Source organism: Phormidesmis priestleyi ULC007 (assembly GCF_001895925.1).
Classification (GTDB): domain Bacteria; phylum Cyanobacteriota; class Cyanobacteriia; order Leptolyngbyales; family Leptolyngbyaceae; genus Phormidesmis_A; species Phormidesmis_A priestleyi_A.
In genome coordinates this window covers 16,330-41,735 of record NZ_MPPI01000038.1, presented here as the reverse complement: position 1 = coordinate 41,735, position 25,406 = coordinate 16,330, and the positions used below count along the sequence as shown (strand labels likewise).

At 48.9% G+C, this 25,406-nt stretch carries 26 protein-coding genes; 16 read left to right on the top strand and 10 right to left on the bottom strand.

Annotated elements, in window-relative coordinates; all coding sequences use genetic code 11:
• Positions 1-54: 54 nt before the first annotated feature.
• A complete protein-coding gene (locus BRW63_RS28515; RefSeq protein WP_181314457.1) occupies positions 55-216 on the bottom strand; it encodes a hypothetical protein in 162 nt (53 codons plus the stop codon).
• Positions 217-251: 35 nt separating this feature from the next.
• On the opposite strand from BRW63_RS28515, the gene BRW63_RS21850 reads away from it, so the two are divergent.
• Entirely contained in the window at positions 252-1,373 is a 1,122-nt protein-coding gene (locus tag BRW63_RS21850; RefSeq protein WP_083583159.1) for a catalase family protein, read from the top strand.
• Positions 1,374-2,078: 705 nt separating this feature from the next.
• Here BRW63_RS21850 and BRW63_RS21840 read toward each other — a convergent pair.
• The gene (locus BRW63_RS21840; protein WP_073074510.1) at positions 2,079-2,501 is read right to left on the bottom strand and encodes a fasciclin domain-containing protein; all 423 of its coding nucleotides are present in this window, start codon (positions 2,499-2,501) and stop codon (positions 2,079-2,081) included.
• Positions 2,502-2,577: 76 nt separating this feature from the next.
• Positions 2,578-3,891 carry a branched-chain amino acid ABC transporter permease gene (locus tag BRW63_RS21835; RefSeq protein ID WP_073074509.1) on the bottom strand — a complete coding sequence of 438 codons (1,314 nt, stop codon included), beginning with the start codon at positions 3,889-3,891 and terminating at the stop codon, positions 2,578-2,580.
• Between the two features lie 246 nt (positions 3,892-4,137).
• Here BRW63_RS21835 and BRW63_RS21830 point away from each other — a divergent pair, with 246 nt between their 5' ends.
• From BRW63_RS21830 to BRW63_RS21820, 3 genes are all read left to right on the top strand, one after another.
• The gene (locus BRW63_RS21830) at positions 4,138-4,377 is read left to right on the top strand and encodes a hypothetical protein (RefSeq protein WP_223257467.1); all 240 of its coding nucleotides are present in this window, start codon (positions 4,138-4,140) and stop codon (positions 4,375-4,377) included.
• The gene (locus tag BRW63_RS21825) at positions 4,374-4,676 is read left to right on the top strand and encodes a cytotoxic translational repressor of toxin-antitoxin stability system (protein WP_181314458.1); all 303 of its coding nucleotides are present in this window, start codon (positions 4,374-4,376) and stop codon (positions 4,674-4,676) included. The genes BRW63_RS21830 and BRW63_RS21825 overlap by 4 nt, the downstream gene beginning before the upstream one ends.
• A gap of 178 nt (positions 4,677-4,854) precedes the next feature.
• Entirely contained in the window at positions 4,855-6,441 is a 1,587-nt protein-coding gene (locus tag BRW63_RS21820) for a glucose-6-phosphate isomerase (RefSeq protein ID WP_073074507.1), read from the top strand.
• A gap of 3 nt (positions 6,442-6,444) precedes the next feature.
• Here the strand turns inward: BRW63_RS21820 and BRW63_RS21815 are convergent, their stop codons facing one another.
• Positions 6,445-7,317 (bottom strand): prephenate/arogenate dehydrogenase, encoded by an 873-nt coding sequence (locus BRW63_RS21815; RefSeq protein ID WP_397428429.1) that lies wholly within the window; start codon positions 7,315-7,317, stop codon positions 6,445-6,447.
• Between the two features lie 76 nt (positions 7,318-7,393).
• On the opposite strand from BRW63_RS21815, the gene BRW63_RS21810 reads away from it, so the two are divergent.
• The gene (locus tag BRW63_RS21810) at positions 7,394-8,947 is read left to right on the top strand and encodes a pentapeptide repeat-containing protein (RefSeq protein WP_073074505.1); all 1,554 of its coding nucleotides are present in this window, start codon (positions 7,394-7,396) and stop codon (positions 8,945-8,947) included.
• Positions 8,948-8,967: 20 nt separating this feature from the next.
• Here the strand turns inward: BRW63_RS21810 and BRW63_RS21805 are convergent, their stop codons facing one another.
• Complete coding sequence (locus BRW63_RS21805) at positions 8,968-10,818, bottom strand: APC family permease (protein ID WP_073074504.1); 1,851 nt, start codon at positions 10,816-10,818, stop codon at positions 8,968-8,970.
• 222 nt (positions 10,819-11,040) lie between these two features.
• Between BRW63_RS21805 and BRW63_RS21800 the strand changes: the two genes are divergently transcribed.
• The 6 genes from BRW63_RS21800 to BRW63_RS21775 all read left to right on the top strand — a co-directional run bounded on the left by BRW63_RS21800 (position 11,041) and on the right by BRW63_RS21775 (position 16,343).
• Positions 11,041-11,646, top strand: coding sequence for a DUF1517 domain-containing protein (locus BRW63_RS21800; RefSeq protein WP_073074503.1), 606 nt, complete (start codon positions 11,041-11,043; stop codon positions 11,644-11,646).
• Positions 11,647-11,696: 50 nt separating this feature from the next.
• Entirely contained in the window at positions 11,697-12,560 is an 864-nt protein-coding gene (locus BRW63_RS21795; protein ID WP_073074502.1) for a hypothetical protein, read from the top strand.
• 302 nt (positions 12,561-12,862) lie between these two features.
• Complete coding sequence (locus BRW63_RS21790; RefSeq protein WP_073074501.1) at positions 12,863-14,392, top strand: ATP-dependent DNA helicase; 1,530 nt, start codon at positions 12,863-12,865, stop codon at positions 14,390-14,392.
• A 59-nt stretch (positions 14,393-14,451) separates the two neighbouring features.
• Entirely contained in the window at positions 14,452-14,664 is a 213-nt protein-coding gene (locus BRW63_RS21785) for a DUF2839 domain-containing protein (protein ID WP_073074500.1), read from the top strand.
• A 290-nt stretch (positions 14,665-14,954) separates the two neighbouring features.
• Positions 14,955-15,305, top strand: a complete 351-nt coding sequence (locus BRW63_RS21780; RefSeq protein WP_073074499.1) for a DUF1815 family protein — start codon at positions 14,955-14,957, stop codon at positions 15,303-15,305.
• Positions 15,306-15,455: 150 nt separating this feature from the next.
• Positions 15,456-16,343 carry an alpha/beta fold hydrolase gene (locus tag BRW63_RS21775; RefSeq protein ID WP_073074498.1) on the top strand — a complete coding sequence of 296 codons (888 nt, stop codon included), beginning with the start codon at positions 15,456-15,458 and terminating at the stop codon, positions 16,341-16,343.
• Positions 16,344-16,516: 173 nt separating this feature from the next.
• Here the strand turns inward: BRW63_RS21775 and BRW63_RS28510 are convergent, their stop codons facing one another.
• Complete coding sequence (locus tag BRW63_RS28510; RefSeq protein WP_181314459.1) at positions 16,517-16,663, bottom strand: hypothetical protein; 147 nt, start codon at positions 16,661-16,663, stop codon at positions 16,517-16,519.
• Between the two features lie 295 nt (positions 16,664-16,958).
• Here BRW63_RS28510 and BRW63_RS21770 point away from each other — a divergent pair, with 295 nt between their 5' ends.
• Positions 16,959-17,771: a cobyrinic acid a,c-diamide synthase gene (locus BRW63_RS21770; protein WP_223257466.1), complete on the top strand. Its 813-nt coding sequence runs from the start codon at positions 16,959-16,961 to the stop codon at positions 17,769-17,771.
• Positions 17,772-17,793: 22 nt separating this feature from the next.
• Here BRW63_RS21770 and BRW63_RS21765 read toward each other — a convergent pair whose 3' ends face one another.
• A complete protein-coding gene (locus BRW63_RS21765; RefSeq protein WP_073074497.1) occupies positions 17,794-18,798 on the bottom strand; it encodes an aspartate carbamoyltransferase catalytic subunit in 1,005 nt (334 codons plus the stop codon).
• A 343-nt stretch (positions 18,799-19,141) separates the two neighbouring features.
• On the opposite strand from BRW63_RS21765, the gene BRW63_RS21760 reads away from it, so the two are divergent.
• Complete coding sequence (locus BRW63_RS21760; protein ID WP_143162101.1) at positions 19,142-19,672, top strand: RpnC/YadD family protein; 531 nt, start codon at positions 19,142-19,144, stop codon at positions 19,670-19,672.
• An 11-nt stretch (positions 19,673-19,683) separates the two neighbouring features.
• On the opposite strand, the gene mgtE is transcribed toward BRW63_RS21760, so the two are convergent.
• A complete protein-coding gene (mgtE, locus tag BRW63_RS21755; RefSeq protein WP_073074495.1) occupies positions 19,684-21,039 on the bottom strand; it encodes a magnesium transporter in 1,356 nt (451 codons plus the stop codon).
• 318 nt (positions 21,040-21,357) lie between these two features.
• Between mgtE and BRW63_RS21750 the strand changes: the two genes are divergently transcribed.
• On the top strand, positions 21,358-21,882 hold the full coding sequence (locus tag BRW63_RS21750; RefSeq protein ID WP_073074521.1) for a hypothetical protein: 525 nt from the start codon (positions 21,358-21,360) through the stop codon (positions 21,880-21,882).
• Between the two features lie 4 nt (positions 21,883-21,886).
• On the opposite strand, the gene BRW63_RS21745 is transcribed toward BRW63_RS21750, so the two are convergent.
• The gene (locus tag BRW63_RS21745; RefSeq protein WP_073074494.1) at positions 21,887-22,492 is read right to left on the bottom strand and encodes a DNA-3-methyladenine glycosylase; all 606 of its coding nucleotides are present in this window, start codon (positions 22,490-22,492) and stop codon (positions 21,887-21,889) included.
• 146 nt (positions 22,493-22,638) lie between these two features.
• Here BRW63_RS21745 and BRW63_RS29670 point away from each other — a divergent pair, with 146 nt between their 5' ends.
• Positions 22,639-22,761: a hypothetical protein gene (locus tag BRW63_RS29670; RefSeq protein ID WP_262983563.1), complete on the top strand. Its 123-nt coding sequence runs from the start codon at positions 22,639-22,641 to the stop codon at positions 22,759-22,761.
• 384 nt (positions 22,762-23,145) lie between these two features.
• The gene (locus BRW63_RS21740) at positions 23,146-24,828 is read left to right on the top strand and encodes an MBL fold metallo-hydrolase (protein ID WP_073074493.1); all 1,683 of its coding nucleotides are present in this window, start codon (positions 23,146-23,148) and stop codon (positions 24,826-24,828) included.
• On the opposite strand, the gene BRW63_RS21735 is transcribed toward BRW63_RS21740, so the two are convergent.
• Positions 24,825-25,367, bottom strand: coding sequence for a GAF domain-containing protein (locus tag BRW63_RS21735; protein WP_073074492.1), 543 nt, complete (start codon positions 25,365-25,367; stop codon positions 24,825-24,827). The genes BRW63_RS21740 and BRW63_RS21735 overlap by 4 nt on opposite strands.
• Positions 25,368-25,406: the final 39 nt, after the last annotated feature.

Sequence of the window (25,406 nt, the reverse complement as noted above, 5' to 3'; positions counted from 1 at the left end):
CAATCAAAGTGTTTTTTCTAACCCATATCATCGTCGCTGGCATCTACGGTGCCGCTACGATATAACCGTCAATTCTAGTGTTTCAAAAGCTCCCTGCTGCCGTTGCTTTGCTTCTAGTATGGCTAGAACATCACGGTTATGCAGAATTGATATGAGCAACTGATGCGATCGTTCTCCATAATTAGACAAAGCGCGATCGTCCCCTTCACCCTTCATTTCAACAAGTTTCTGAAATTTTGAGGACTCCGTTTATGCGTTTAGCACTTTACAAATGGCTGACACTTATCAGCTTTGTTTTGTTCATCGGCTTAATCCCATTCACAAATCCTGCTGTTGCGGCAACCAGTACTGCAACAGTATTGAGTGATAATGCTGCTGCTGATGTAATTACTAAAGACATCGAGAAGTCAGCAGAGCCAGGATTACGAGCACAGCACCCAAAAGCACACGGGGTTGTTTGGGCAGAATTTACCGTTGAGCCTAACCTGCCAGAAGATCTAAAAGTTGGTGTTTTCAAAGAACCTGGGAAAACTTTCCCCGCCTGGGTTCGTTTCTCCAATGCCGTAGACAAAGACGATACAAAAAATGGTGTTCACGGCATGGCAATCAAGCTGATGGATGTCGAAGGCGAAAAAGTATTGCGGGATGAGAAAGATGCCAAAACTCAGGATTTCATCTTAGTGGATCATCCAGTTTTCTTTCTTCGTAATGCTCAAGATTCTGCTGATTTCTTCAATGCTTTGGCTCAGTCTCCCGGTAAGCCTCCACTCAAGTTCTTCTTTTCTGGAGCAAATCCACTCAAGTGGCATACTCATGAACTCCAGATTCTGATGGCAATGAAGCAAAAGAAGATTGACAGTCCGATCGCGACTCAGTATTGGAGTACAACTCCCTATCAACTGGGTTCAATGGCAGTCAAGTTTTCTACAAAACCTACTAGTTCTTCAATAGAGCGATCGGCTAACAAAACGCCAGACTATTTGCAGACCGCAATGGTTGAGCAACTAAAGACTCAAGACGCATCCTTTGATTTTCTAATCCAACGACAAATTGATCCGGTCAAAATGCCCGTTGAAGATCCAACGGTTGAGTGGAGCGAAAAAGAGTCGCCTTTCCAAAAAGTTGCAACGATTAGAATTCCTCGCCAAGCGTTTGATTCCCCTGAGCAAAAAGCGTTTGGCGAGAGCCTATCCTTTACTCCCTGGCATTCTCTACCTGAACATGCTCCCTTGGGAAGCATCAACCAGGCTCGCAAAATCATTTATCAATCACTTTCAGAGCAACGTCACCAATTTCAAAGAGTGGCTTCTCAAGAACCGACTCTGCAATCTTTTACTCCTTCGTTGTTGAATTCTGACGATCGCCCTTCATGAGTTAACGTGAATTTGATGAAGCTTTTCGCTGCGGTTGCAAATCCGGGCTGCCCCCTAAATCCCCCAATTCTGGGGGACTTCAAGCCCAGAATTTAGTGTTCAAAGTCCCCTAATTTTGGGGGATTTAGGGGGCTGAAGCGCTGAAGAACGAAGCGAAAGAACTCGTCGAACTCACGTTAAAGAGGTGCGATCGCCTCTTTAACAAAGAAATATAAGGGTACATCACCCAGGTTAACCATTCAAATATTAAGAGCGATGATGGCTGTCAATATCAATCCCAATGAAATTTGGAAGTTGATGAGGTTTCTAGATCAATACGGTAGCTCAAACATGAATGACTATCAGTTTGTACTTGATCCGAGTTTTAGAGGACTGAACTTGAAGGTCGATTTAAGTGTTACATACCTACCTCAAAATAAGACGCTTACAGTGACTCTCGATCCTTAGCCAGTTTAAGTGGGTGAGAAGAAGCGGCAATCTATTGCTAATGATGATGGCAATCATGTATCGACTCAGTGAGGACGGTAGACATTGCTTAAAGAGTTTTAGCAGCAAGTGCTTCGGTTTGTCAGTCAGTAAATATTCAAGCCTTAAAATCTAAGGAGGTTCATCATGGTTACAGTTGCAAGAGTTTCTTAAAAGAAAACAATTTAGCAAACATCTCCAACGATGGAGCAGATTCACTTGATCCATAACCACCGATGCTCATAGTCGTTCTGCTGCCAATAGCGCGGGCATTAATACAGCATCAATGACATGAATCACGCCGTTATCAGTGAGAATATCGGTTTGGGTGACTAAGGCATCATTGACATGAACCCCATTTTTTTGATCGACCGCAAGGATTGACCCCTCGACAGTAGGTGCTTCATCAATTTGGGCTAGGTCGTCCGATCGCACGTCACCAAACAAGACGTGATAAGCCACTACCCGCTTAAGCTTGGCAGGATTGTCTAGTAAATTGTGCCGCAAATCTTCTGGCATTTTTGAAAACGCCTCATCGGTCGGTGCCAGCAGAGTAAAAGGCCCAGGCTGTTCTAGGGTTGGCTTTAATCCTGACTTCTCAACGGCTTCTAACAGTTTTGTAAATGAGCCTGCATTTTTAGCGGTTTCTAAAAGACTTGCCATTGTGAAATCCTTTCAAACTAATTCCTCTTCTAGAAATAGAGGCAGTAGGCTTAAATTTCATCCTTCAAAGGTCAGGTTATCGTCCTAGCGTTAGTTCATCTTTGTTGCCCAAAATTCCTTGGGGTCGCCAGAGCATCAGTAAGATCAGCAGCAAACCAATCAGCATGATTCGCAGTGCCCCAATCTGATCGGCAGCTAGAGGAACGAACTGATCAAGCGATCGAGTCAGCGTGGTGTAACCCCAAAAAATAGCCGCTCCTAGCAAAGTCCCGCCGTTACTTCCGGCACCCCCTAGCACCACGATCGTCCAGGCAGTAAACGTCAGATCCGTCTCAAAGCTTCTCGGATAAATGGTGCTGAGTTGCCACGCGAGAAATGCTCCGGCGATTCCGGCAATAAACCCGCCCAGCATAAATGATTGCAGCTTATAGGCAAATACATTCTTGCCTAACGCTTTGGCAACTTGCTCGTCTTCTCGAATCGCTTTAAGAACTCGTCCCCAAGGCGATCGCACCAATCGTTCTAGCGCCCAAAACGTCACTGCCAGGACAATCACCGACAAAAACATTAGCCCATTCCGAGCCGGATTCTCACTGTAGTTGTAGAGCGCGATCGCACTGACGACATAAAGGCAAAACCCGAAGAGGGAGAGCACGATCGTAGACAACAAAACTGCCCCAGCTTCCCAGGCAGGCAGTTTGGGTAGAGTGCGGCGGGCAACCCCCTGATAGAGCCAGACAACTGCTGCCAGCGATGCAACTAGCAAAGCGCCTTGCAGCCATGCGGGTAAAGCATTCGCGACTTTTAGATTGTGAAAGACTGTGCCAATACCGGATAAAAATAGTGCTAGAGAGCTTGAGTAAGCGCCCAGAACCAGAACACTTTTAACCAACAGAGAGGATTCTACTCGCTTTGTTTGCTGTCGTGCCCACTTCCACAGACTGCGAAGCGCTAGACCCGCGATCGCTGTGATCACTGCAATCATTCCCCAGCGAGTCAAAATCGTCGGTCGAGTCAGACCCGCGAGGGGCAAAGCATAGCCCTGTACGCCGAAGGAGCCACGAGTCAACCATTCTTCATTTAGTGCGACTAGACGCACGACTTCAGACACGCCGATCGTCACGATCGCCAAATAATCTTCTCGCAATCGCAGCGTTGAAAAGCCAATTAACAACCCCAGCAGCGCTGCTACGGCTCCCCCAATCAACACTGCCCAAATCAGCGGCACCCCCGCCAAACTCAGTAGCACTGTGGTGTAGGCTCCGAGTGCCAAAAATGCCGCGTGTCCAAAGTTGATTAAGCCCGTAAACCCCCAGTGTAGATTTAGACCCAAGCTAAACAGCGCGTAGACTGCCGTGAAAACAATGAGCGAGACGAGATAACCGACCATAGAAAGGGGAATGGAGAATTAACTGAAATCGTACCGCACCAAGCGACGCGATTCGTATCTGTTGCGACGCTTGCAATCTTTTCTGACCGCGATATCCGATAAAAAATTGGGCACTCTCAAACTCAGGACTTACGCATTTTGACCAAAACCTCGGAGGTTTAAGCCCCTATGTTGGTCACGATGCTTGATTCTTGGTTAAAACTTCCGAGGTTTGCGTAAGTCCTAAAACTATCAGAATTGCCGATCGTGGCTTCAGTATGTACCATTATGAACCTGTTTCGCAGTCGTGCTCATCACCTTATTGACAACCTCTCTGATCAGGAAGTAGAAGGCTTGTGGATCGAGTTAGAAACGCTTTATCACGATCTCTATATGCTGAAAGCAGTAGAAGCTTCGCAGCATACTCACCGCCCCGGAGACACGCTGACCCGTGAAGATGCTCTGCGCTTGCTGCCCCTGATCCATTCCTCTTCGCGCGCCTTATGAAAACTAATAAATCAGGCTCGATGGGTGGACTGTTGCTTCCAGCGAGGCTTGAAGTTCGTTACGATCGCATCTTTCTAATCGATCTGAAAAGCCTCGAATCCTCTGCGTTTCAAAAAATTCAGCAATTTGTCTTTGGCGAGTTTTTTCAAATCAATCAGCTTCAAGATTTACACGAGTTTCAAACGCTCGGCTCTAGCCAAATTCTCTATCGCTTTACCCTCGACAGCTATTTGATCAGCATCGAGATCACGGGTCAGATTATTAAGTTCTTGCGAATTTTGCCAAAACCGAATATTTGAACCGCGATCGACAACCGCTTCGGCAATTCTCTCAAATGCTTGATATTAAAGAATATCTATACTATCTATTGCTCGTTCTCTAGTCCATATTCTTAAATTTCTCCCTCAAGTTTTTCGCACCTGGTCACTAGCCCCTATAAACTGTTGGGTGGCGACCTCACAAAGGGCAAAGGATTTTATGAACTCGGCTGCACTCTGGCAACGCTATCAAGACTGGCTGTACTACCACGCAGGGTTGGGATTCTATCTTGATGTCAGTCGGATGCGGTTTGATGATGGGTTTGTTCAACAGCTAAAACCCAAATTCGACCAGGCATTTCAGGAGATGGCGGCACTAGAATCTGGCGCGATCGCCAACCCCGACGAAAACCGTATGGTCGGGCATTACTGGCTCCGTGACCCCGATTTGGCTCCGAGCGACGACTTTAAGCGAGACATTGAACAAACGATCGAGGATATTGAATCGTTTGTCCAGAAGATCCACTCTGGCGCGACTTGTCCGCCCCAAGCTGAGAGATTTACTGATATTTTATCGATCGGCATTGGCGGCTCGGCGCTAGGGCCCGAATTTGTGGCCGAAGCGCTGTCTCCTGACTTGCCGCCAATGGGCATTCATTTTATTGACAATACCGATCCCGCAGGCATTGATCGGGTTCTGGCGCGAATTGGCGATCGGCTCAACAGCACTCTAGTTCTAGTGATCTCAAAATCGGGCGGCACCCCAGAACCCCGAAATGGCATGATCGAAGTTCAGCACGCCTTTAGCACCCACAATTTAGATTTTAGTAAACAGGCAGTTGCTATCACGGGCAGAGGCAGCAATTTAGACAACGTGGCCAAGTCTCAAGGCTGGCTCACCACATTTCCAATGCACGACTGGGTGGGCGGACGGACTTCTGAATTTTCAGCCGTGGGCTTAGTCCCGGCGGCTCTGCAAGGCATCGACATCCGCGCTATCCTAGCAGGTGCCAAAGAAATGGATGCTGCCACTCGTCTACCTGAGATTAAGGGCAATCCTGCGGCGCTGTTAGCCCTCGCATGGTATTTTTCGGGCAACGGCAAAGGCGAGAAAGATATGGTGGTGTTGCCTTACAAAGACAGTTTGCTGCTGTTTAGTCGCTATCTTCAGCAGTTGGTGATGGAGTCGTTGGGCAAAGAGAAAGATCTCGACGGCAACGCGGTCTATCAAGGCATCGCGGTTTACGGCAACAAAGGATCGACTGACCAACACGCCTATGTTCAGCAATTGCGCGAAGGAGTGCCAAACTTCTTCTTAACGTTCATTGAAGTGCTGCACGATCGCACCGGGCAGTCGATCGAAATTGAACTGGGTGTCACCTCTGGCGATTATCTGTCTGGGTTACTTCAGGGCACCCGTCAGGCACTCTACGAAAATCACCGGGACTCCATTACGGTCACGATCCCCGAAGCCAATGCCCACAATGTTGGGGCACTGATCGCCCTCTATGAACGAGCAGTCGGGCTTTATGGCTTTCTGATCAACGTCAACGCCTATCATCAGCCCGGTGTCGAAGCGGGCAAGAAAGCCGCCGCCGCAATTTTAGACTTGCAGCGCAACGTCGTGCAGGTTTTGCAAGCCGAAAAAACGCCTCTACCGATCGCAACCTTGGCGCTGAGAGCAGGTGCCCCCGATCAAATTGAAGCGGTCTACAAAATCGTTCGTCACCTTGAGGCAAATCAACGCGGAGTCAAGCTCTACGGAAATCTGGCACAGCCTCAAGGTCTGACGGTTAGTAGTCTCTAGGGTTCATTTCATAAACTTAGGTCGGGCTGCCTGGTTCTGTTGAAAGGTTTCCTCAAGAGTTGTCCAGTTTTCATGATCAATTTCGTGAATTATGCGATCGAGCTGTTCTCGATAAACCAACAGCGATCGCAGCACTTCTGCTCGGTTGTATCGTGCCATCATTAGCCCTAATTCTGGGTTGCCTCCCCCGACTCGACTGGTGTCACGAAAACCAGAGCTAGCCAAAGCTTGAGCGAGTTTGATCACATCGGGATCAGCCTCACTTAAACAGGCAGCAATCAGACTGGCGCTGACCATTACGGGCAGATGAGAAATCCAGGCGACGGCACGATCGTGCGCTTCAGGCTGACATCGATGGAGACGAACCTGCAACGGACGCAAAATCGATTCGAGCAGAGCGATCGCGTCTGAGGGCGTTGTCTCAGTCGGTGTTAGCACATAAGGGTTTCCTGCAAATAAGCCGTGTTGTGCCGCTTCGATGCCGCTTTCTGTAGTGCCTGCCATCGGATGTCCGCCGACAAAGTTACGCCATAGGGGAGCGATTTCTTGGACGATCGAGGCCTTCACTGACCCGACATCCGTTAATATTGTTTCTAAAGAAATATGCGGAATGAGTTGAGAAACTGTTGATCGCATGTGCGCGATCGGGGTACAAATAAAAATCAGATCTGTATCGGCTAACAGCGCTAAATCTGTGGCGGCTTCATCTGTTGCGCCCCTTGCTACGGCTATTTTACACGTTCTCTCTTGACGGCTGACTCCTAAGACTTGATGCCCTAGCGATCGTAAATCCAACCCCAGCGATCCTCCAATCAACCCTAGACCCACAATCCCAATTTTCATAGTCATTAATTCGCCTTGACGTGTAGTATCCAGGCTAATTCTGATCTAAATTTGGGTACGTTAGCACCAAGCCATCTCGCAATTTTTGGCACATTGGTCAGAAACTTAAATGAAAGCTGAGGAAGTTTTAGAACAATACACTGCTGGGTCACGAGAGTTTTCTGCTCTTGACTTGAGAGAAATTAACCTGAGCGGAGCAAATTTGAGCGAAGCGAGTTTTAGTCGTGCTGATCTGAGTGTCGCAAACCTTGCAAGCGCTAATCTAAGCCGCACCAATCTCAGTCAGACAAATCTCAGCGCCGCCAAACTCAATAGTGCTAACCTTAGCAAGGCAAAACTTAACCGTGCGATCCTCAACGTTGCTAATCTGACGATGGCTGACCTGCGAGAAGCCAGCCTCGTGCAAGCAGAGTTGATCAAGGCAGAAATGACACGATCGGACATGAGCGGGGCTGACTTACGAGGAGCCAATTTTAGTAATGCAGATCTTCGAGATGCCAAACTGCGCTATGCCAACCTCAGTCAAACGAATCTGAGTCGAGTCGATTTGCGTCATGCCATTCTGACCGAGGCGAATCTAGAGCAAGCCAATTTAACCAGCGCCGATCTGAGCAGTGCTGATCTCACAGGCGCTAACCTCAGTCAGGCAGAGCTTCGACAAGCAAATCTCAGCCGTGCCAATCTGCAAGGGGCAAATTTGTCGGGTGCCAATCTTCGCTGGGCTGACTTGGGCGGTGCTAATCTCCGTTGGGCTGACTTGACGGGTGCAAAAATCAGTGGTGCAAACCTGACAGGAGCCGATTTAAGCTACGCCACTTTGCTCAACGCTACGCTGGTGCACGTCGATCTTACCCGTGCCAATCTAGCAGGAGTCGATTGGTCAGGAGCCGACCTTAGTGGTTCTACTATGACGGGTCTCAAACTGCATGGCGTGTCTCCCTTTGGCATTAAAACGACTGGGGCGACCTGCCGCTGGATCGATCTCAGTCAAAACGGGGATCAAAGCCAGATTTATACATTCGCGACCGACAATTGCCAAGAATATTTTAACGAAACGCCCCCGATCGTCCAGATTGTGATCGACGATCGCCTGAACACAGATGCCAACTGTGCGTTAGCCGTCACTTATCAGCAGGTGGCTCGACAGTGTGGCTTTTTGGCTCCTCCGCCTGAAATCGAAGTCCATTTACGCCGGACAACGTTGACGTTTCGGTTAGAGCGCGATGAACAGCTATTGATCACCGCTTATGTTGCGATCTTTCCGTTTGAAGATCACAAGATTACTCAACAAACGTTGATGGATTTGCTGCACCAGATCCCCACCCAACCACTCAGTCAAGATGCTGGACAGATTCGGCAGTTTCAGCAGCTTGTGACTCTGTTGGGTCAGCAAGTGCAGCAAGTCAACGCTGTTAAACTGTTGCAGTCGATTCCGATCGCGCTCAAAAAAATGCAGTTTTTTCAAGCGCCTACCAAAACTATCCTGGTCAATTCTAATAATCAACAGTTGACGCTCTATCACAACCCTAAGTTTGGCAAACACCCGATCGCCACGGCTCAATCTGACGAAGTTCTCAATGTGCTGAAGCAGATTCAGACCTTTAAACCGCCATCGACTGAGGCAGCGATCGAGTTTGTGAAGGGCTTTCATCCCAGTCTCTAGAGACGTTTCTTGAACTTTCTCTACAGGTAATATCTCACGGTCGTAACCACCCGACTTTTCTTAGTTCGCAGGGCTGCCTTGAGAAATAGCGTCGTCTGATTGTGCAAAACGCTCTCCCACCAGCGGCGTGGCACAAAGGCAGGAATGATAATCGTAGACAGCACCCCAGGATGTTGATCCTCAAAGCTGCTGACAAAATCTAAGATCGGCGTGACCACCGATCGATAAGGCGACTCCAAAATGTGGAGATCAATATCAGACTCTAACTCTTGCCATCGAGTTTGCAGTTTCTCGCGGTTGGTCGAGCCAGTGTCAACGTGAACCGCAACCACCTCATCGCCAATGCTGCGGGCATAGTCTAACGCCTCGACGGTGCCTCGGTGAAGTTGACCCACCACAACGATCGCCGGATGAGTTGCGTTCGCGCCTTTAGGTCGAGCCATATAGCTTCGGGGTGCCAACTCCTGAATGCTGAGGCGGCTTGCTACATACAGATAGTGCTTGCGAATGCTGCCAAAGAGCCACACCAATAGCGGAATTGCAATCACGACCACCCAGGCACCGAGCGCAAACTTTGTCAAAACCACGACGACTAACACGATCGCCGTGGCGATGGCTCCTAGCCCGTTCATCAAGGCGCTGGCTTGCCACCCGCGACTTTTGCCCTTATACCAATGGATGACCATCCCGGCTTGAGAGAGGGTAAACGAAGTAAACACGCCCACTGCGTAAAGGGGAATAATCGCCGTAGTGTCACCCCGAAAGACCACGATCAGCACGGCAGCACAAATACTGAGCAGCAAAATTCCGTTAGAGTAGACGAGGCGATCGCCCAATAGGGCCAGTTGCCGAGGCAAAAATCCGTCTCTGGCCAAAAAGTAGCAGAGCCGCGGAAAGTCTGCATAGCTCGTGTTTGCCGCCAACAGCAAAATCGCCGGGGTCGCAAACAAAATCAGGAAATAATAGAGGGGTGAAATCCCAAAAATTTGACGACTCAGCAGCGACAAAACCGTTTCTGACTCGCTGGGCACAAGCTGATAAATGTGAGCCAGATAAGTAATGCCCAAAAACATGGCACCTAAAATAATTCCGAGATAAAGCAATGTTTGACGCGCATTAATCCACTCTGGTGGCTTAAAGGCCAGCACTCCATCTGAGATGGCCTCGACACCTGTTAACGCGGTACACCCAGCAGCAAAGGCTCTCAAAACTAAAAACAAACCCAGTTGCTCAGTTACCTTATGAACCGTTTCGCCAGCCGAGATCGGAGTCAACTGCCCAGTAGCTTGATTGAACAGCCCCACGCCAATCAGCACAAAAATGCTGACGATGAAGGCATAAGTCGGCACCATAAAAATTCTTCCTGACTCTTTCACGCCTCGCAAGTTAGCCAGCATGATCAGAAAGATTGCAAATAAGCAAAGCTCGACGGTGAAAGGGCGCAGAAACGGGACGGCAGACACAAAGTTATCGATCCCGGCTGAGACGCTGACCGCAACGGTGAGGATGTAGTCAATCATCAGCGAGGCACCCGCGATTAACCCAGGCAGCAGCCCCAGATTGCCACGAGCCACGATATAAGATCCGCCGCCTTTGGGGTAAGCCCGAATCGTCTGACGATAAGACAGCGTAACAATGATCAGCAGCAACACGATCGCCAACGAGATCGGCAGCGAAAATCCGAGAACGCCTGCGCCAGAACCCGCCGCAACTAGAACGAGGAGCGTTTCTTGAGTTGCGTAAGCTACTGATGAAAGTGCATCTGAAGAAAGCACTGCCAGTGCAGCAGCTTTGGTTAATCGTTCTTCGTCATGGGCACTGGTCGGGAGAGTTTTGCCCAATAAAAACTGCTTGACTTGCGAGAAGCTCATGGAGAGAAAGCACCTTCAATTTTGAAGAGATAAATTGATCAACGTTAAATGCTCGAAAACTCATTCTTTGAGACGTTGCGATCATAGACCAGATAGAGGGGTCGATCGCTGATTCTATGCGCGATCGCCGCAGCCGTCTAATCTTCAGATAGATTCAATCTTGTCTGGAGATAACTAGACTAAAGATGTCCCTCTTGAAATAGCTGAAGGGTCAGGCAAAAAATGAGTTCACTGCGCGATCGGTTTAATCAATTTACAGGCAAAAATCGGTTTGTCGTCTGTCGCCTATTCATCCACCTCGCGGGCAAAGAAGTGGCTCCATTGCTGGGTGTGCTTAACCAGGCAGCGCGGCAAGCAGTTGAGGCAGACGGTGATATGCAGGTTTTGGGCGAAGGACTGGTCGAAATCTGTCAAAGTCTGCTGCAATATCAAACCTATTGGCAGTCTGCCGCCAATGAAGGCGACGTGTTTTGGAGCGAAGGTGAAGCCGGGGACTATGTGAACGAATTGTTTACTGACTCTGCTCAACGCTATTTGAGTGCGCCCGAACTGGAAGATGCGTCTGGGCAACCTGTTGATCCCCTATCTCTGCCTGTGACTCAGAATTTGATTGTGATGATCACGATCGCCGCAGAAGGTGAGGTTCCGGATCTGGAAACCGACCTTGCGAGCATTCGGGCTTTAGAGGCAGGATTGAAGGGAGTGATCAATCTCCACTATCAAGAACGGTTACAGGCGATTCAGGTGCATTTCTCCCCGGCGCGACTCGGTGAAGAACTCGACCCTGACCAGCTTCTAGAGTTCTTTCCAGAATTGATTCCTCTATAGCAAACGGTTAGTTTATGACCTCGCCACTATTCACTACCTTTTTTAGGTCTATGTTCCGCCGACTCTTACTGCTTTCTATGTCTGCTGCTTTGTGCTTGACAACGGTTAGCTGCGGTTTCTCTGGAGATTCGCAGGCTAATGGGCAGGGCAACCGTTCTGCTAACACCCGCACTGAGCAGACTCGCCTTCCTGATGGACAATATTCGGTTCAGCAAGCGACTTATAACGATGGAGACGGAGAATACACCGTTATGCTGCTGGACACAAAACCAGGTGTTCCCTCTTCCTTCCGCACTCAAAACCTGCCGCTGGCTCAGTTGACTCCTGATGAAGTCAAAGCAGGGCAAAAAAATTATCTCAAAGTTGAAAACGGTCAGCCGTCGCTCCACATTCCCGAAGACTTTAAGATCGAATATGTCCACAACGTCGCTGAAAATGTGACTAACCCTCAAACTGGGCAAACCGAAACGCAGATCGTGCGCCAAGAGCCGAGTTTTTGGACTCCTTTCGCAGGATCGGTAGCCGGAGCGGTAGCAGGACAAGCGATCGGAAGTCTCCTCTTCCGACCTCAATACTACGTTCCTCCTGTTTATCAGTCTGGTCGTCCGCTCACTGGGTTTGGGGGCTATGGCAGCAGCTATAACCAAGCCGTTAACAGCTATCAGCAGCGCTATCAAGCTCCTCCCGCCGCTGTGCGAAACCGCCAAGTCTTTCGCTCTACGGGGCGCATCAACACGCCGTCTTATCGCAACCCTGGAGTCAGCCGCCCCTCAATTGGGAACGGTCGTCCCACGGGTTCTGGCTACGGCTCTAGCAATTTGCGCCGCTCTACAGGTTCTACTCCCAGTCGCGTCAACCGTCCTAGCTCTTTTGGTAGTGGGCGATCGCGAGCAGGCAGCAGTCGCAGACGATAACCCCTCATTCGTCCCTCATTCTTTATTTTCTCCCTGTGGCTGAATTAATCTCCGCAGGGTTTTTTATCGGTATGTCAGAATGGTCACTAGAGAGTCGATAACCAAGGCTCCCTGACCCATACCGAGGGGCATCCGGGAAAGCGGGTTAAAGCTTAAAGTCTGTGGAGCGAACGCAAGACCGAAAAACTCCTTGAGAGTGGAGGCAGTTGCAATGAAGCAGAAATCTAAATCGTGAGATTTAGTGAATCACTGTTCCTTTAGGTCGGTGAGAATGTCAACTAGTACGACATGAGTTCAAACCTGTGATTGAGGTAGAAGTTCATCAGCAACTCCGCGCCTTTCTGCGAGAGCAGGGCGAACCCTATTGGTCGCATCATCTGACGATGGCGCGGCTCGTTGCGCGGGCCCTGCGGATCGGTCGCAGTGCGTTAATTCAAACCGGGGCACCTTCTGGCTATCATGGGCGCTATCGTCTCAGCTATCTCGTGCCGATTTTGATGTGGAAAGGATCGGTGATTGTGGTGGCTCCTGAGTCGGTTCAGCAACGGCTGTTGATGGTCGAGATTCCGCGTCTGCGGCAGTGGATTGATACGCCCAAGCCAATTCGCACGGGCGATCGCTGGGTTAGCCCCGATTTTGAAGGAATTTTACTCACCACTCCAGAAGCCTGGTTAAGCGATCGCCTCAATGGTGAAGGCAGATTTCCGACGGGCATTCCGACGATCGTCGATGGCGTAGATGACCTCGAACGCTGGGTGAGAGATCAACTGACGATTAATCTGCAAGCCTCTGACTGGAATGATTTAATGTTGGCGTGTCCTCAACACACTGACGAGATTCGAGATGCACGAGTTCAACTGACGAAAGCGATTTTTCATCACCCTGCCAACCCTTATGAGTGTTATCTAATCGAGCAGCCCGAACAAGAGATTCTCGATGCGCTCCATCAAGTTTTGCCGTCTTCTCTACCTGTTAATTGGGAGCATTTTTTCAGACAAGCTCAAACTGAAGGACAACTCGTTTGGGCAGTGATCGCTCGCCAATTAGGGCAGTTTTCCCTCCATTGTGCCCCGACCGAAATTGCTTCGAGCTTGACTGATATCTGGTCGCAGCAACCCACTGTTTTAATCGGTGGTGCTCTAGATCTCGATTCAGACGCAGCGACTTATCGCCAAAAAATAGGTTTGAGCGATGATCTAACCTGTTTAAAGTTTTCGCTCGATCGTCAAGATGACCTAATTCAGCTTTACCAGCCAGAAGGCGTTCCGATGCCCAACACGCCCCAGTTTCAAGGGGCATTGCTGCAAGAACTGCGATCGCTGCTCAGTGCTAGCACGGCGGTGCAAGGGCTGTCGGTGATTTTGATCGGAGATATGCCTCTCAAAGCCCAAGTCGGAACCGTGTTGGCATCAGAGTTTGGCTCTAGAGTGCAAGTAGAGCGCACCTGTCTTGACGACAACGGCATTTTGGTCACGGGCTGGGAGTTTTGGCGAGAGCATCAGAGCGTGTTACCTGCTCCGCATTTGTTGGCGATCGCGACACTGCCCATTCCCTCACTAGAAAATCCGTTAGTGGCGGGGCGGGTGGCTTATTACAAAAAACTTCGGCAAGATTGGTTTCGGCTCTATCTGTTTCCAGAAGCATTAAGCGAGTTGCAGCGAGCGATCGCCCCGGTTCGTGAGTGTCAAGGGGTTGTAGCGCTGCTGGATAGTCGCGTCATTCACCGCAGCTATGGCAATCAAGTTTTGGCTGCCCTTAGCCCTTTAGCCCGCATTAACTATCTGGATGCCAGTTTGTTTACCCATTTTCACACGACGAGTTGGCAAGACTGAAATTGGCACCCAGAAACGCTATTATCAGGAACGAAACCTTCAATTAAAAGCAAAAAGCAATGGGAGAAGCAAAGCGTCGTAAAGAATCTCTGGGCGAAAACTATGGCAAAGAGCCTAATATTTCTCCCTGGTTGCCAGTGACCAAAACTCAAGCACAGCAGTTTGTGCAGTGGTCTTCCACAGGTGCTTGGATCGGCATTGTCGGACTTGTGGCAGCGTGGATTACCATCCGTTTCGTTGGCCCTCTATTTGGCTGGTGGCAAGTTGACTGATTAACGAGGAACTTTAGCGATTCCAAATCGTCCAGAGACTCTTAACGCTACAAAAATTGTGCCGCATCCGCAATTCTATAAAAAACCTAAAAAATTGAGAGATTTGAGCAAACTTGTGCGTATCGATACTTTGTGATTTTGCCCAATTCATTAATATAAATAGGCATCTTTGAGTGTTATTTTTAACACTGTTTGGCGGGCTCTTATCCAGAGAGACCGTTATCCCAAAGGGTAGATCGTTTAGCTCTTAATAAAAGGTTAGAATTAGGTGTGGTGATTGGAGGACGCTTGTGTTCTTAAGACTGGCAGAGCAACACCGACAGTTTGTAAAAGACCTCGTAATGAATCTTCAGGCGATGGCGATCGTGTTGGAGAATCGAGGGTATCTGGCTTCCTGCTATACCTGCGGCGGTCAGATGAATAGTGCCTCGTTTATGGTGAGTTTGGGAGACAACCACCTGATCCGCTTTTTGGTGTCGGATTATGGAATCACCTGGACAGAGATGCGCGACGATCGAGAATTAATGAAGCTTGAAGGCGCAGAAGCGATTAGCCAACTTCAAGAACTTGCAAATCTAGTCAAGTTTCACATCAAGCCTTCTGACTATCGCCCGGCGGTTCCGGCAAAGAGCTTCCATTAGGCTCTGATAGGCACCGCTCCAGGTTTTCACTGATAGTCAATCCAACTAGGATAGAAACCTCTGGTGATAATCTAGATAGCAGGGTCATTCAAGCAAATGCCCCTTTGGGGATCGCTCTACCGTGCCCTTATCGCTGTCTGGCTTAGTCTTATGCTCGCTCTCGATTCTGAATGGCAGCATCAGTTTATTGAAGCCAACCGCATTCGCCTCCATTATGTAACGCAAGGCGAAGGTGACTTGGTGCTATTGCTGCATGGGTTTCCTGAATTTTGGTACTCGTGGCGCTATCAGATCCCGGTGCTGGCACGTCATTTTAGGGTGGTTGTTCCTGATCTGCGCGGCTATAACGATTCTGAAAAGCCCAGTAGCGGTTATGATCTCGACACTTTGAGCACCGATATTCGTAGCTTGATCGAAAACTTGGGCTATAGTCGTGCTCACGTTGTCGGTCATGATTGGGGCGGGGCGATCGCCTGGAACTTGGCCCAAAAATCTCCACAATGTCTCGATCGTTTAGCACTTTTGAGCGCTCCTCACCCGCAACGATTTGTGCGCGAGATGCTCAGTAACTTAGATCAACTGCGCCAAAGTTGGTATGTATTAGCGTTTCAAATCCCTGGGCTACCAGAATTGCTGATTAAACAAAACTTAAAAAACTTTGTCAATAGCATGTTTCAAGAGCAGGCGATTCGCAAGGGAGCTTTTAGCGAAGAGAACGCCCAACTCTATCAGGCTGCATTAAACAAACCGGGCGCGTTATCTGCTGCAATCAATCATTATCGCCACCTGTTTACGTCCTTAAATTGGGTGCGCGACTGGGGGCGATCGCCCGATCCAATCACGATCCCGACTTTAGTTCTGTGGGGTGAAGAAGATTCGATTTTGAGTTACAGACTTGCTGACGGGTTAGACTCTTTAATCCAAGCTCCTCACAAGATTAAATTAGTGCCCCACTGCGGTCACTGGATTCAGCAAGAAGCGCCTCAAACTGTGAACCGAGAACTGCTAGAGTTTCTGCGAAGCCCCGCCTGGGCCTAGTAATGTAAAAATTTTCTCTCACATTTGAGCAGGAATCGATCGTATTTCGCTAAAACTCTCTAGGAATTGTCAAAGATTTTGAAGGGTTTCTCAAGCGCTGACGTGTAGCGAGTCAAGGCTAAAGAGAAAGCTGGATTTTGGATATGAGAAGTCACCCAAAATCCAAAGTTAGATTATCGTTTCACAGAACGTTGGCTCTCGGCAACAGGAATCGCGATCGGCTGAAGTTCATATGAGTTCCAGGTTTGGGCTTGACTCGGACTCCCTAAAACAACGATTGCGATCCAGCTTGCAACGAAAAGTGCAGTTAGAACGATCATGGGATAACCTCTTAAAATTTTTGTATCTTAGTATCTTAGTATTAAGAAACATAACATATCTGAACGACACATATTCTCCGTTTTTAGTTAGATTTAGGATGTCTAATTGATTACATACGCCACAGAAGTAATGTTCTATACTGGTATCTAGAAGTGTGCTGAGTTGATCGTTTAAAGTTAGGAAGGCAGGGCACAATAAGCCAGATCGTCTAACCTCACAGCTAATTGACTATCTATCAGGGAATAGCAGATATCTCGAAACGATCGCTAGTCTTTGCATGATCGATGCACGCGAATGAACAAGCCCATTAAAAAATTAGCCTCGATCGACGAACCCATTAAGTCGCCCTATTCTCAAGAATCTCAGGTTACAAATGTTCTGGATAAGCTGCCTCAAGAAGCAAAACACTGGGCAGAAAGTTTGCCTTGGAATCAGCGCCGCTATGTGCTTTCTCTCTGCCATTTGCTCTGTGCAGCAACTCCCAATATTCAGGCAGAGTTTTTAGATGAATATACCGCCAATGGTCTGATTGCAAAGCTCGTTGAAAATCGAGAGGTTAAACAAAAAGTCAAAGAAAATCTCAAGCGGTTTTACATTCCAACAGAGCTAAGTGAAAGTCTTGTGAGAAGCTATATTCGACAGTTTTATGTTCACTCTGCTCAAGACGTTCGCCGAAAGCCTGATCTGTTTTTAGAATCAGCCTTGCGGATTGTTGCTAGTACTGAAGAACGCAACAGCATTCTCAACTACATTTTGGGATTTGAACTGATCAAAATGCTGTTCAAGATGAGTTGGTTACAGCATGAAAAACTTTATCGGCTGCAAAAAAATCAAGAAGAGTTTATTGACACTTATATCAAACCGATTCGACACGCTCATCGAATCAATCAGATTATCGTGCCAAGAGATGAAAGACTGTTTTTTGCACGACGAGATTACTTTGTTCAAAAACCCAATCTTTTAGATAAGAAATTAGTTGAGTTAGCGATCGCCACATTTACCACAGAAGTGACTACAAACTTTGGGTTTTCAATTGTTCGCCACGCTGACTCTTTAATTTTTAACTACGACGATATTTTCGTAAATGAGCAAGAACCAATTTTTTAAAACTCGTAGAATTGAGCTGATATTAAGCAACTTTGCCGCCACCCATTAGGTAAAGCAGCGCCATCCGTACCGCAACTCCGCTAGTGACCTGCTGCGAAATCAAACTAAATTGAGGGTCATCCATCAAATCAGAGCTAATCTCTACGCCGCGATTCACCGGCCCAGGATGGAGAACTTTAACCTCTGGTTTGCAGAGCTTGAGACGATCGCGCGTGATGCCAAACTGCTGGTGATACTCCCGTAAACTGGGTAACAGATGACTGGTCATTCGCTCTTTTTGCAATCGCAGGGCCATCACAAAATCGGCATTTTCAAGAGCGGGGTTAAGCGTCCAGTGTACAAAAAGCTGGCGAGGATTAGGAGCAGACCGATCATCTGAATCTGCGACGTAATCGGCAAACCATCTGGGCAACAGCGTTGGAGGAGCCGCTAAATGAACTTCAGCCCCGCTTGCTGTTAGGCTCCAAATATTAGAGCGGGCGACGCGAGAGTGAAGAATGTCACCGACAATCGCGATCTTCTTGCCCTCCAATAGCGATAGCCTCGGTTGCTCAGAATCGAACAGTGTGCAGATCGTGAATAGGTCTAGAAGCGCTTGGGAAGGGTGTTCATGTTGACCATCGCCTGCATTGAGAACCCCCACCCGAACGCCCAACCGATCCATTTCAGCCGCGATCGCCTGCGGCACTCCTGCCTCTTTGTGGCGAATCACCATCATGTCGGTGCCCATTGCCAGATAGGTTTTTGCGGTGTCAAGAATCGTCTCTCCTTTTGACAGAGAAGAAGTTCCAGCAGCAAAGTTAAGGGTGTCAGCCGATAGACGTTTGGCAGCTAGCTCAAAGCTGCTGCGAGTGCGCGTAGACGGCTCAAAAAATAGATTAGCGACGACTTGCCCCTGTAGGGTCGGCACCTTCTTAGTTCGGCGAGACAGCACTTCTCGAAAGCTGCTAGCCGTTTGCAAAACGACATCATAGTCAGCCGGAGAAAAGTCAGCGAGAGAAAGAACGTGGCGACGAGTCCAGACCATTGAGGGTGTGCATTGAAGAACGACTGATCATTCATACCCCAAAACGATCGGCCTCACAACCTGCGATTAATTTCACATCAGAATAGATTAGACCTTTTGCGTCGTAAGCTAAAAAATGGCTAAAAGCTTTACGGGTCAGGCATTTCAGCTATTAGTGCCAGAAAACGGCTACAAGTCTTTTGACATATAAGTTTCAGGGCAATTTCTTCGCTATCACGCAAAAGGTCTATTGTAAATTTAGTCGTGCTTGTTGACCCAAACGCCCACCCAGAAATTCATTTCTGGCGGACTCGATCGCAGCAAGCTACGACAAATGACCCAGGATTACAACTAATACAGAATTTTGAACATACCCCATCAGTGGTTGCCCGGAATTTATGCCATACCTGCTGCCTTGAGAACCTCGATCGTGGTCATTCACCAGCTTCCCAAAACTCCAGATACGCTCTGGCTCAGATTGTTGGGGAGAGGCAAAATTCAGCAACAAGCCGTAGAAGAGATTCTTTCTTTACCTAATGATGACCCGCGTCGTTTCCAAACTTTAAACCTCTTAATAACTTGGAGAATTACTATGAGAGTTGAAGACCTTGACGAGGAAGATCAAATTTCATTTATGGCAATTAATCAGGCTTATTTGCAATGGGAACGAGAAATCATTGAGCGTGGCAAACAAGAGGGCAGACAGGAGGGCACCCAGATGGGACAACGCTTGGTCGTCGAGAACTTACTGAAAGCTCGTTTTGGTGAGATGGACGATCGACTCACGACTCTAATTCCGACGATCCTGACATTTTCGGCTGAGGAATATACGCCACTTTTGCTGCAACTGTCGCGAGAGCAACTGTTAGATAGATTCCAGGGTCAATCTGAGTAGAAGCTAATGGGTTAAGTGGGCAGATGCAGAATATTTAAGCTAATTGTAATCAAGGTCAAAAAGAGGATGAAGCCGATCGTGTCTAGCATAGTCGTCACTAGCGGGCCACTGATCAAGGCAGGATCGAGTTTTAGCCGCTTTAACCCCATTGGCAGCAGCGTTCCTAAGGTGACTGCGATCACCGAATTTGCTGCCATCACCAGTCCGGCAACATATCCGACCCAACGGGTTTCGGGTGATGTCCAAATCAGTGACAGCAAAACCATAGTCGTTCCTAATGCCAAAGCGGTTCCTAATCCCGCAAGCAATTCTCTACGGAGAATTTTCATCGTGTCTGCTGGCGTGACTTCACCCACGCCTAGCGATCGGATCGTCACCGTCAGAGCCTGAATACCTACCGTTCCGCCTGTGTTGGAGAACAGCGGCATAATCACAGCCAGCACAGGCACGAGTGAAATGGTTTTTTGAAACGGAGCGATCGCGCTAGACGCTCCAATATAAAGTGCCATCACGCCGACGAGCCAGGGCAGACGATTCCGCAACTTCTCTAACGGATGGGACAGAGACGACTCATCACCACCGCTTACTCCAGCTAATTTTTGGATATCTTCGGTGGCTTCTTGTTCGAGAATATCCACCACGTCATCGACCGTAATGATGCCTACGAGCCGATCTTCACGATCAACAACAGGCACCGCGATCAAGTCATAGCGCTTCATCAGTTGCGCCACTTCTTCTTGCGGCATCTCGGTCTTAGCTTTGATCACTCGATCGCTGGCGATGTCTTCAATCAGCACATCGGGAATCGAGAAGAGTAATTGCCGCAGCGAAACGACCTGTTTAAGCTTGCGGTTATTATCCGTCACATAGGCGTAGTAAATCGTTTCTTTGTCTTGGTCAGCCAGTCGAATCTTGGCGAGTGCTTCGCCCACCGTCAAGCCTTGCCGCAGCCGGACATATTCAGTGGTCATCACCCGCCCTGCGGTGCCCTCTGCGTAGCCTAGAATTGTGGCGGTTGCCTGCCGTTCTTCGGGGCTGAGTTGTTGAACGAGCCGTTTGGCAATTCCGGCGGGGAGTTCATCAAAAAGTTCGGCGCGATCGTCAGGTCGCATCGATTCAACGATTTGACACACCTGAGCATTGTGCAGCAACCCGATCAGCTCTTCTTGAATCTCTTGGGGCAGATATTCAAAAACATCGGTTGCTTCAGTCTTATTGAGCAGTCGAAATGCGATCGCGCGTTTTTCAGGAGGAAGCTCTGCGATGTAGTCGCCCACGTCGATCGCGGGCATCTCGTTTAACTCGTGCTTAAGCTGATTGAGATCAGCAATTTCAGACAGGGAAGTGCGACTTTCCTGGGTTAGCATGAAACCTCCTTAATCTCCCCCGCGCTGGAAGACTGAGGCTTCCAGCGCTAAAGGAGTTTATTACTGTGGGGTAATGGACTCTGGTCCATGAACTTTATAAAATGCAACATCGACATCCGTTTTGGGTGTCGCTAAGTCTATGCTAACCCTGAAGCCACAAATCTACAATGCCAGGGATGACTCTCCCCATTAAAGATCCCCCTTTTGTTAAAGACGATTAAATTTATGATCAACATTCAGAGGTATGTCTCTCCTCTCCTGGGTGAGAAGTCAAAAACCGGAAAAAGGCCCAAACTATTTTTTTACTGGGTGCCGTTGATGATTTCAGTAGGATTGAGTAGCTGTCGGACGGAACCCCCTTCTAATGCTCCTGTCGCATCGTCTCCGCTGACTAGTCCGAGTGTTGTGCCAAGTCCTGCGTTGCCGATTGCAAAAAGTCCGCCAGCGCCATCTCGCACGAGTCAACCGCTTCAGACTGCTTCAGTCGCGTCTAAAAAAACGGTTCCTATAAGTGTTTATAAAGTGGACAACCAGTGTAGAGATTTTGTGGCAGAAAAAACGGCGGTTCCGGCAAATCAGCCCATTACGGGTGCTGTGGGCAAGGTGTTAGAAAACGCGGATAGCGCGGATTTTAGATTATCTGGGTATCGCGTGAACGTCGCTTCGGGTGTGGCAACCATTGATCTGCGAGTTGCCCCCGACTCAAGGCGTAAACTTGTTTCTCTCTCTAGCTGCGAACAAATGGCAATTTTTGGCAGTCTTCGCAAAACGCTGACCAGTAATGCTGAATGGAAAATTAAATCAGTGCGGTTTACCGATCGCGGCAAAGAAGTCGTCCTTTAAGAATTCATCCTTTCTTCGACACTGCCGCACAATTTTTGACATACCATCGCCAGGGTAAATCGACTCCTTGAGTTAGCCCGATGCGAGTGGTTTGAACGAACGCGATCGCGTGCTGCTCAATCTGCTCCTGAAATGGGGGACTGCGATGCTCTAACCACAGAGCTTGTCCAGGCTGAAAGGGTTGTGCGGTCAGAGTGAGATCAACTTTAAAGGCGCGACAGAGCTTTCCAGGGCCGGCGGCAACGCGAGTCTGCTTTTCGCCTAAACACCAGGGCGGAAGGCGATCAAGCTGCAAGGCCCGAATCAATACGGCGCTGGGCACTCCGTCGCGATCGGTGACCACATTCAAGCAGTGATACATTCCATAAATGAGATAGACGTAGGTCATCCCGGCGGTGCCAAACATGATGCGGTTACGATCGGTCTGTCGTCGATAGGCATGACACGCTGGGTCGCCGACTGTGTAGGCTTCGGTTTCGACAATCAGGCCTCGCAGCGTCAGCCCATCCGCAAATTGGCGCACCAGTGTGCAGCCTAATAAATCAGGGGCGACTTCTAGCGACGATCGTGATAGCCACTCTGGTTGAATAAAAGATGAATCGATCGTCATTTCAGTCTTTAGAAGAATCTGTCAAAAACCTTTGGTCTGCTAGAATCTGGAAGAGTTTGCGGTACAATCCAGTTCAGATTTGTTCATAAATTTGCGACCTTCAGACTACTCAGCCCTAATAAACCATCATAAGAGCCGTAATCATTATGGATGTCAAACTTGTTTTACTCGTTCTCACGGGAGTCTTTACGATCGCCTGTCTGTTTTTTGGCACCCGCAACGGTTTTTATGACTCCGACAATTATCACGGTAACGGGTCGGCGCACTAGTCATCAGAAAAGTGGGTTAGAAACCCCGTCGTTCTGCGACGGCTTTACAAGTACATTTGAACGATCTATAGTTTGAGCGGGAGGGACGATAACCAAGTTTCTCCCGCCCATACCGAGGGGCATCCGGGAACGCGGGTCAAAGCGGAAAGTCTGTGGAGCGAACATAAGACCAAAAAACCTTAGAGGTGGAGGCAGTTGCAATGAAGCAGAAATCTAAATCGCGAGGTTTGGAGAATCACCGCTCCTTCAGGACGGTGAGTATGTCAACTGGCAAAGAATCGCGAGTTGCAAATTCAATGTTAAGAATCGCAAGTCTCTGTCCACGGTCTGCAGTTTACTGGGCTTAGGATTCATAGTTTCAAATATTAGAAAGTACCACCCAACGTGACTCAACTGGAATGCTTGCCTTATGGCGTGGGTCATGCCGATGAAGGAGTATCTCTCCTGGTTCGCATGGGGCCTTATCGAATTTTGCTTGACTGTGGCTTAAGAGACGTTTCACCTCTAAGTCAGCAAAACTCTGATTTGGCGCACCCGGCTGATTTAGTCTTGTGCAGTCATGCTCATTCTGACCACGCACGAGGGCTACTGGCGCTTCATCAAGCTTTTCCTAACCTGCCAATCTACGCTAGTGAAGTGACCACTCAGTTACTTCCGCTCAACTGGGTGGGGGAGTCAGTGCCTCAGTTTTGTCATGCGCTGCCGTGGCGATCGCCCGTAGAGTTTTTTGATGGGTTGACCGCCGAACTGTTTCCAGCAGGTCATTTGCCCGGAGCGGCGGTGATTTTGTTAACTTATACGCCGCCTCCTGCGTCAACCGAAGAGCAGCGCTCCTACAAGCTGCTTTACACGGGCGATTTTTTCTTATCCAATTCTCGCTTGGTTGAAGGGTTGCGGCTAGAAGAACTGCGGGGGTTAGAGCCAGATGTGCTGATTGTTGAAGGCAGCTATGGCACGGCGCGATTTCCGCATCGACGACAGCAAGAAAACCAACTGACTGAGCGCATCAGTCGAGCGATCGCTGAAGGGCGCTCTGTTCTCCTGCCATTGCCGACTCTGGGGCTAGGGCAAGAACTGCTGATGCTGCTGCGGAGTCATCATCTATTTACTGGGCGAGATTTAAATATTTGGGTTGATGGTACGGTGGCCGCAGGCTGTGACGCTTATCTAGATCTGCTGCCTCATCTCCCCAGCGCTGTGCAAAATTTTGCGCGTCACCAACCGCTTTTTTGGGATGAGCGGGTGCGCCCCCGTGTGCGACATCTGCTGCCTGAACAGCGATCGCAGATTGCAGCTCCTTGCATCGTCTTGACCGATTTAACGGTGGATCTCAATGAGTTTTGCCAATCTGAGGCTTCGTGGCTGGTGCTATTTCCTCAGCAGAGCAGTCAGTTAGAGATAGAATCCAAAGAGATTTCTTCATTCCTCGCGGCTGATTCTGGGCGGGTGACGGTTGAATTTTATTTGCTGGCGCAGCACTGTGATGGCCCTAGCACGACGCAACTCATTCACAATCTGCGCCCTCAGCATGTGCTCTTTGTCCACGGGTCGCCGACTTATCTATCTGACTTAACGGGCTTGGAAGAACTGCACAACCGATATCATTTGCATTCGCCCTCGATCGGCGGGTTAGTTGAGTTGCCCATTGGCGAAACTTTTCTGCAACCTGCCCCCCCAGACAACAGCTATGAAGGGGAATTAGCCGAACTAGGAACGGTGGTGACGATCACGCTGCCCGACGCAATTATGGCTGATCCTCGCTGGCGCACCTTGGCAGATACGGGGCTGATCGAAGCCCGCTGGCAGGGAGAAGATCTGGTTTTGCGGGGTCTGCACCAGCGAGAGTTGTTGAATCTGGGGAACGATCGTTTGCCAATCTGGGCAGATGGAACGCTCAAAGACTGTTGCTCAAATTGTCGTCACTGTCGCGGTCAACGCTGCTGGAATCCAAGTTCGCCGTTGTTTAACTTTAAAGTGACATTAGATGGCTATTGCCCGGTGTTTGAGCCTCTAATTCTCGCTACTGAGATTGAGACGAGCGACCTTGAGGATGAGTCCGATCGCTAATCTGGGATGGAGCCGTTGCTTTCTTGAATCGAGGGAGCCGTTGCTAAGGTTTTTGCCCCTGATTGCATCTGCTCAATGTCTTGGTGCGACCAAGGGTGAATTGATTGATGGTGCGCGACGAGCAGCCCCCACAAGTCATTAGAGGTCAAAATTGGGACGACTAAATTAGCGCGTACCTGCATGTTGCGAAGAAAATCGCGGTGACAGGGCGCGATCGGTTCGGTTTCAATGTCTGGGATGGCTCGAACTCGTCCTTCTAAATACATCTGAGCATAGTCACCGTTAAAGCACTGATCGGGCCCGGTTGAGCCATAGATAGAGAGTTCTGGAGAACTCAATGATTCAAACGTGACTTGCCCTTTCCAATGCCGATAGAAATAGTATAAAACCACCCGATCGACTTCAAGGGCATTGCGAAGTTGATTCGTCGTTTGCTGGACTAAAGCGTCTCGCTCTATGCTAGTGGTGAGTCGATCGAGCACTTTCTGCAATCTGGGAGTATGAGTCAGTTGAGGAAGAGGATCTGAATCAGAAGACATTTTCACGAGCCTAAACTTAATATCTGTTGAGCGTTGTTT

Excerpts from the sequence above, each read along its gene's own strand:
- BRW63_RS21835 (WP_073074509.1), bottom strand. The coding sequence starts at position 3,891 with ATGGTCGGTTATCTCGTCTCGCTCATTGTTTTCACGGCAGTCTACGCG.
- BRW63_RS28515 (WP_181314457.1), bottom strand. The coding sequence starts at position 216 with ATGAAGGGTGAAGGGGACGATCGCGCTTTGTCTAATTATGGAGAACGA.
- BRW63_RS21795 (WP_073074502.1), top strand. The coding sequence starts at position 11,697 with ATGTTCCGCCGACTCTTACTGCTTTCTATGTCTGCTGCTTTGTGCTTG.
- BRW63_RS21775 (WP_073074498.1), top strand. The coding sequence starts at position 15,456 with ATGCTCGCTCTCGATTCTGAATGGCAGCATCAGTTTATTGAAGCCAAC.
- BRW63_RS28510 (WP_181314459.1), bottom strand. The coding sequence starts at position 16,663 with ATGATCGTTCTAACTGCACTTTTCGTTGCAAGCTGGATCGCAATCGTT.
- BRW63_RS21800 (WP_073074503.1), top strand. The coding sequence starts at position 11,041 with ATGAGTTCACTGCGCGATCGGTTTAATCAATTTACAGGCAAAAATCGG.
- BRW63_RS21825 (WP_181314458.1), top strand. The coding sequence starts at position 4,374 with ATGAAAACTAATAAATCAGGCTCGATGGGTGGACTGTTGCTTCCAGCG.
- BRW63_RS21750 (WP_073074521.1), top strand. The coding sequence starts at position 21,358 with ATGATTTCAGTAGGATTGAGTAGCTGTCGGACGGAACCCCCTTCTAAT.
- BRW63_RS21770 (WP_223257466.1), top strand. The coding sequence starts at position 16,959 with ATGAACAAGCCCATTAAAAAATTAGCCTCGATCGACGAACCCATTAAG.
- BRW63_RS21850 (WP_083583159.1), top strand. The coding sequence starts at position 252 with ATGCGTTTAGCACTTTACAAATGGCTGACACTTATCAGCTTTGTTTTG.
- BRW63_RS21785 (WP_073074500.1), top strand. The coding sequence starts at position 14,452 with ATGGGAGAAGCAAAGCGTCGTAAAGAATCTCTGGGCGAAAACTATGGC.
- mgtE (WP_073074495.1), bottom strand. The coding sequence starts at position 21,039 with ATGCTAACCCAGGAAAGTCGCACTTCCCTGTCTGAAATTGCTGATCTC.
- BRW63_RS29670 (WP_262983563.1), top strand. The coding sequence starts at position 22,639 with ATGGATGTCAAACTTGTTTTACTCGTTCTCACGGGAGTCTTTACGATC.
- BRW63_RS21840 (WP_073074510.1), bottom strand. The coding sequence starts at position 2,501 with ATGGCAAGTCTTTTAGAAACCGCTAAAAATGCAGGCTCATTTACAAAA.
- BRW63_RS21735 (WP_073074492.1), bottom strand. The coding sequence starts at position 25,367 with ATGTCTTCTGATTCAGATCCTCTTCCTCAACTGACTCATACTCCCAGA.
- BRW63_RS21765 (WP_073074497.1), bottom strand. The coding sequence starts at position 18,798 with ATGGTCTGGACTCGTCGCCACGTTCTTTCTCTCGCTGACTTTTCTCCG.
- BRW63_RS21745 (WP_073074494.1), bottom strand. The coding sequence starts at position 22,492 with ATGACGATCGATTCATCTTTTATTCAACCAGAGTGGCTATCACGATCG.
- BRW63_RS21820 (WP_073074507.1), top strand. The coding sequence starts at position 4,855 with ATGAACTCGGCTGCACTCTGGCAACGCTATCAAGACTGGCTGTACTAC.
- BRW63_RS21805 (WP_073074504.1), bottom strand. The coding sequence starts at position 10,818 with ATGAGCTTCTCGCAAGTCAAGCAGTTTTTATTGGGCAAAACTCTCCCG.
- BRW63_RS21810 (WP_073074505.1), top strand. The coding sequence starts at position 7,394 with ATGAAAGCTGAGGAAGTTTTAGAACAATACACTGCTGGGTCACGAGAG.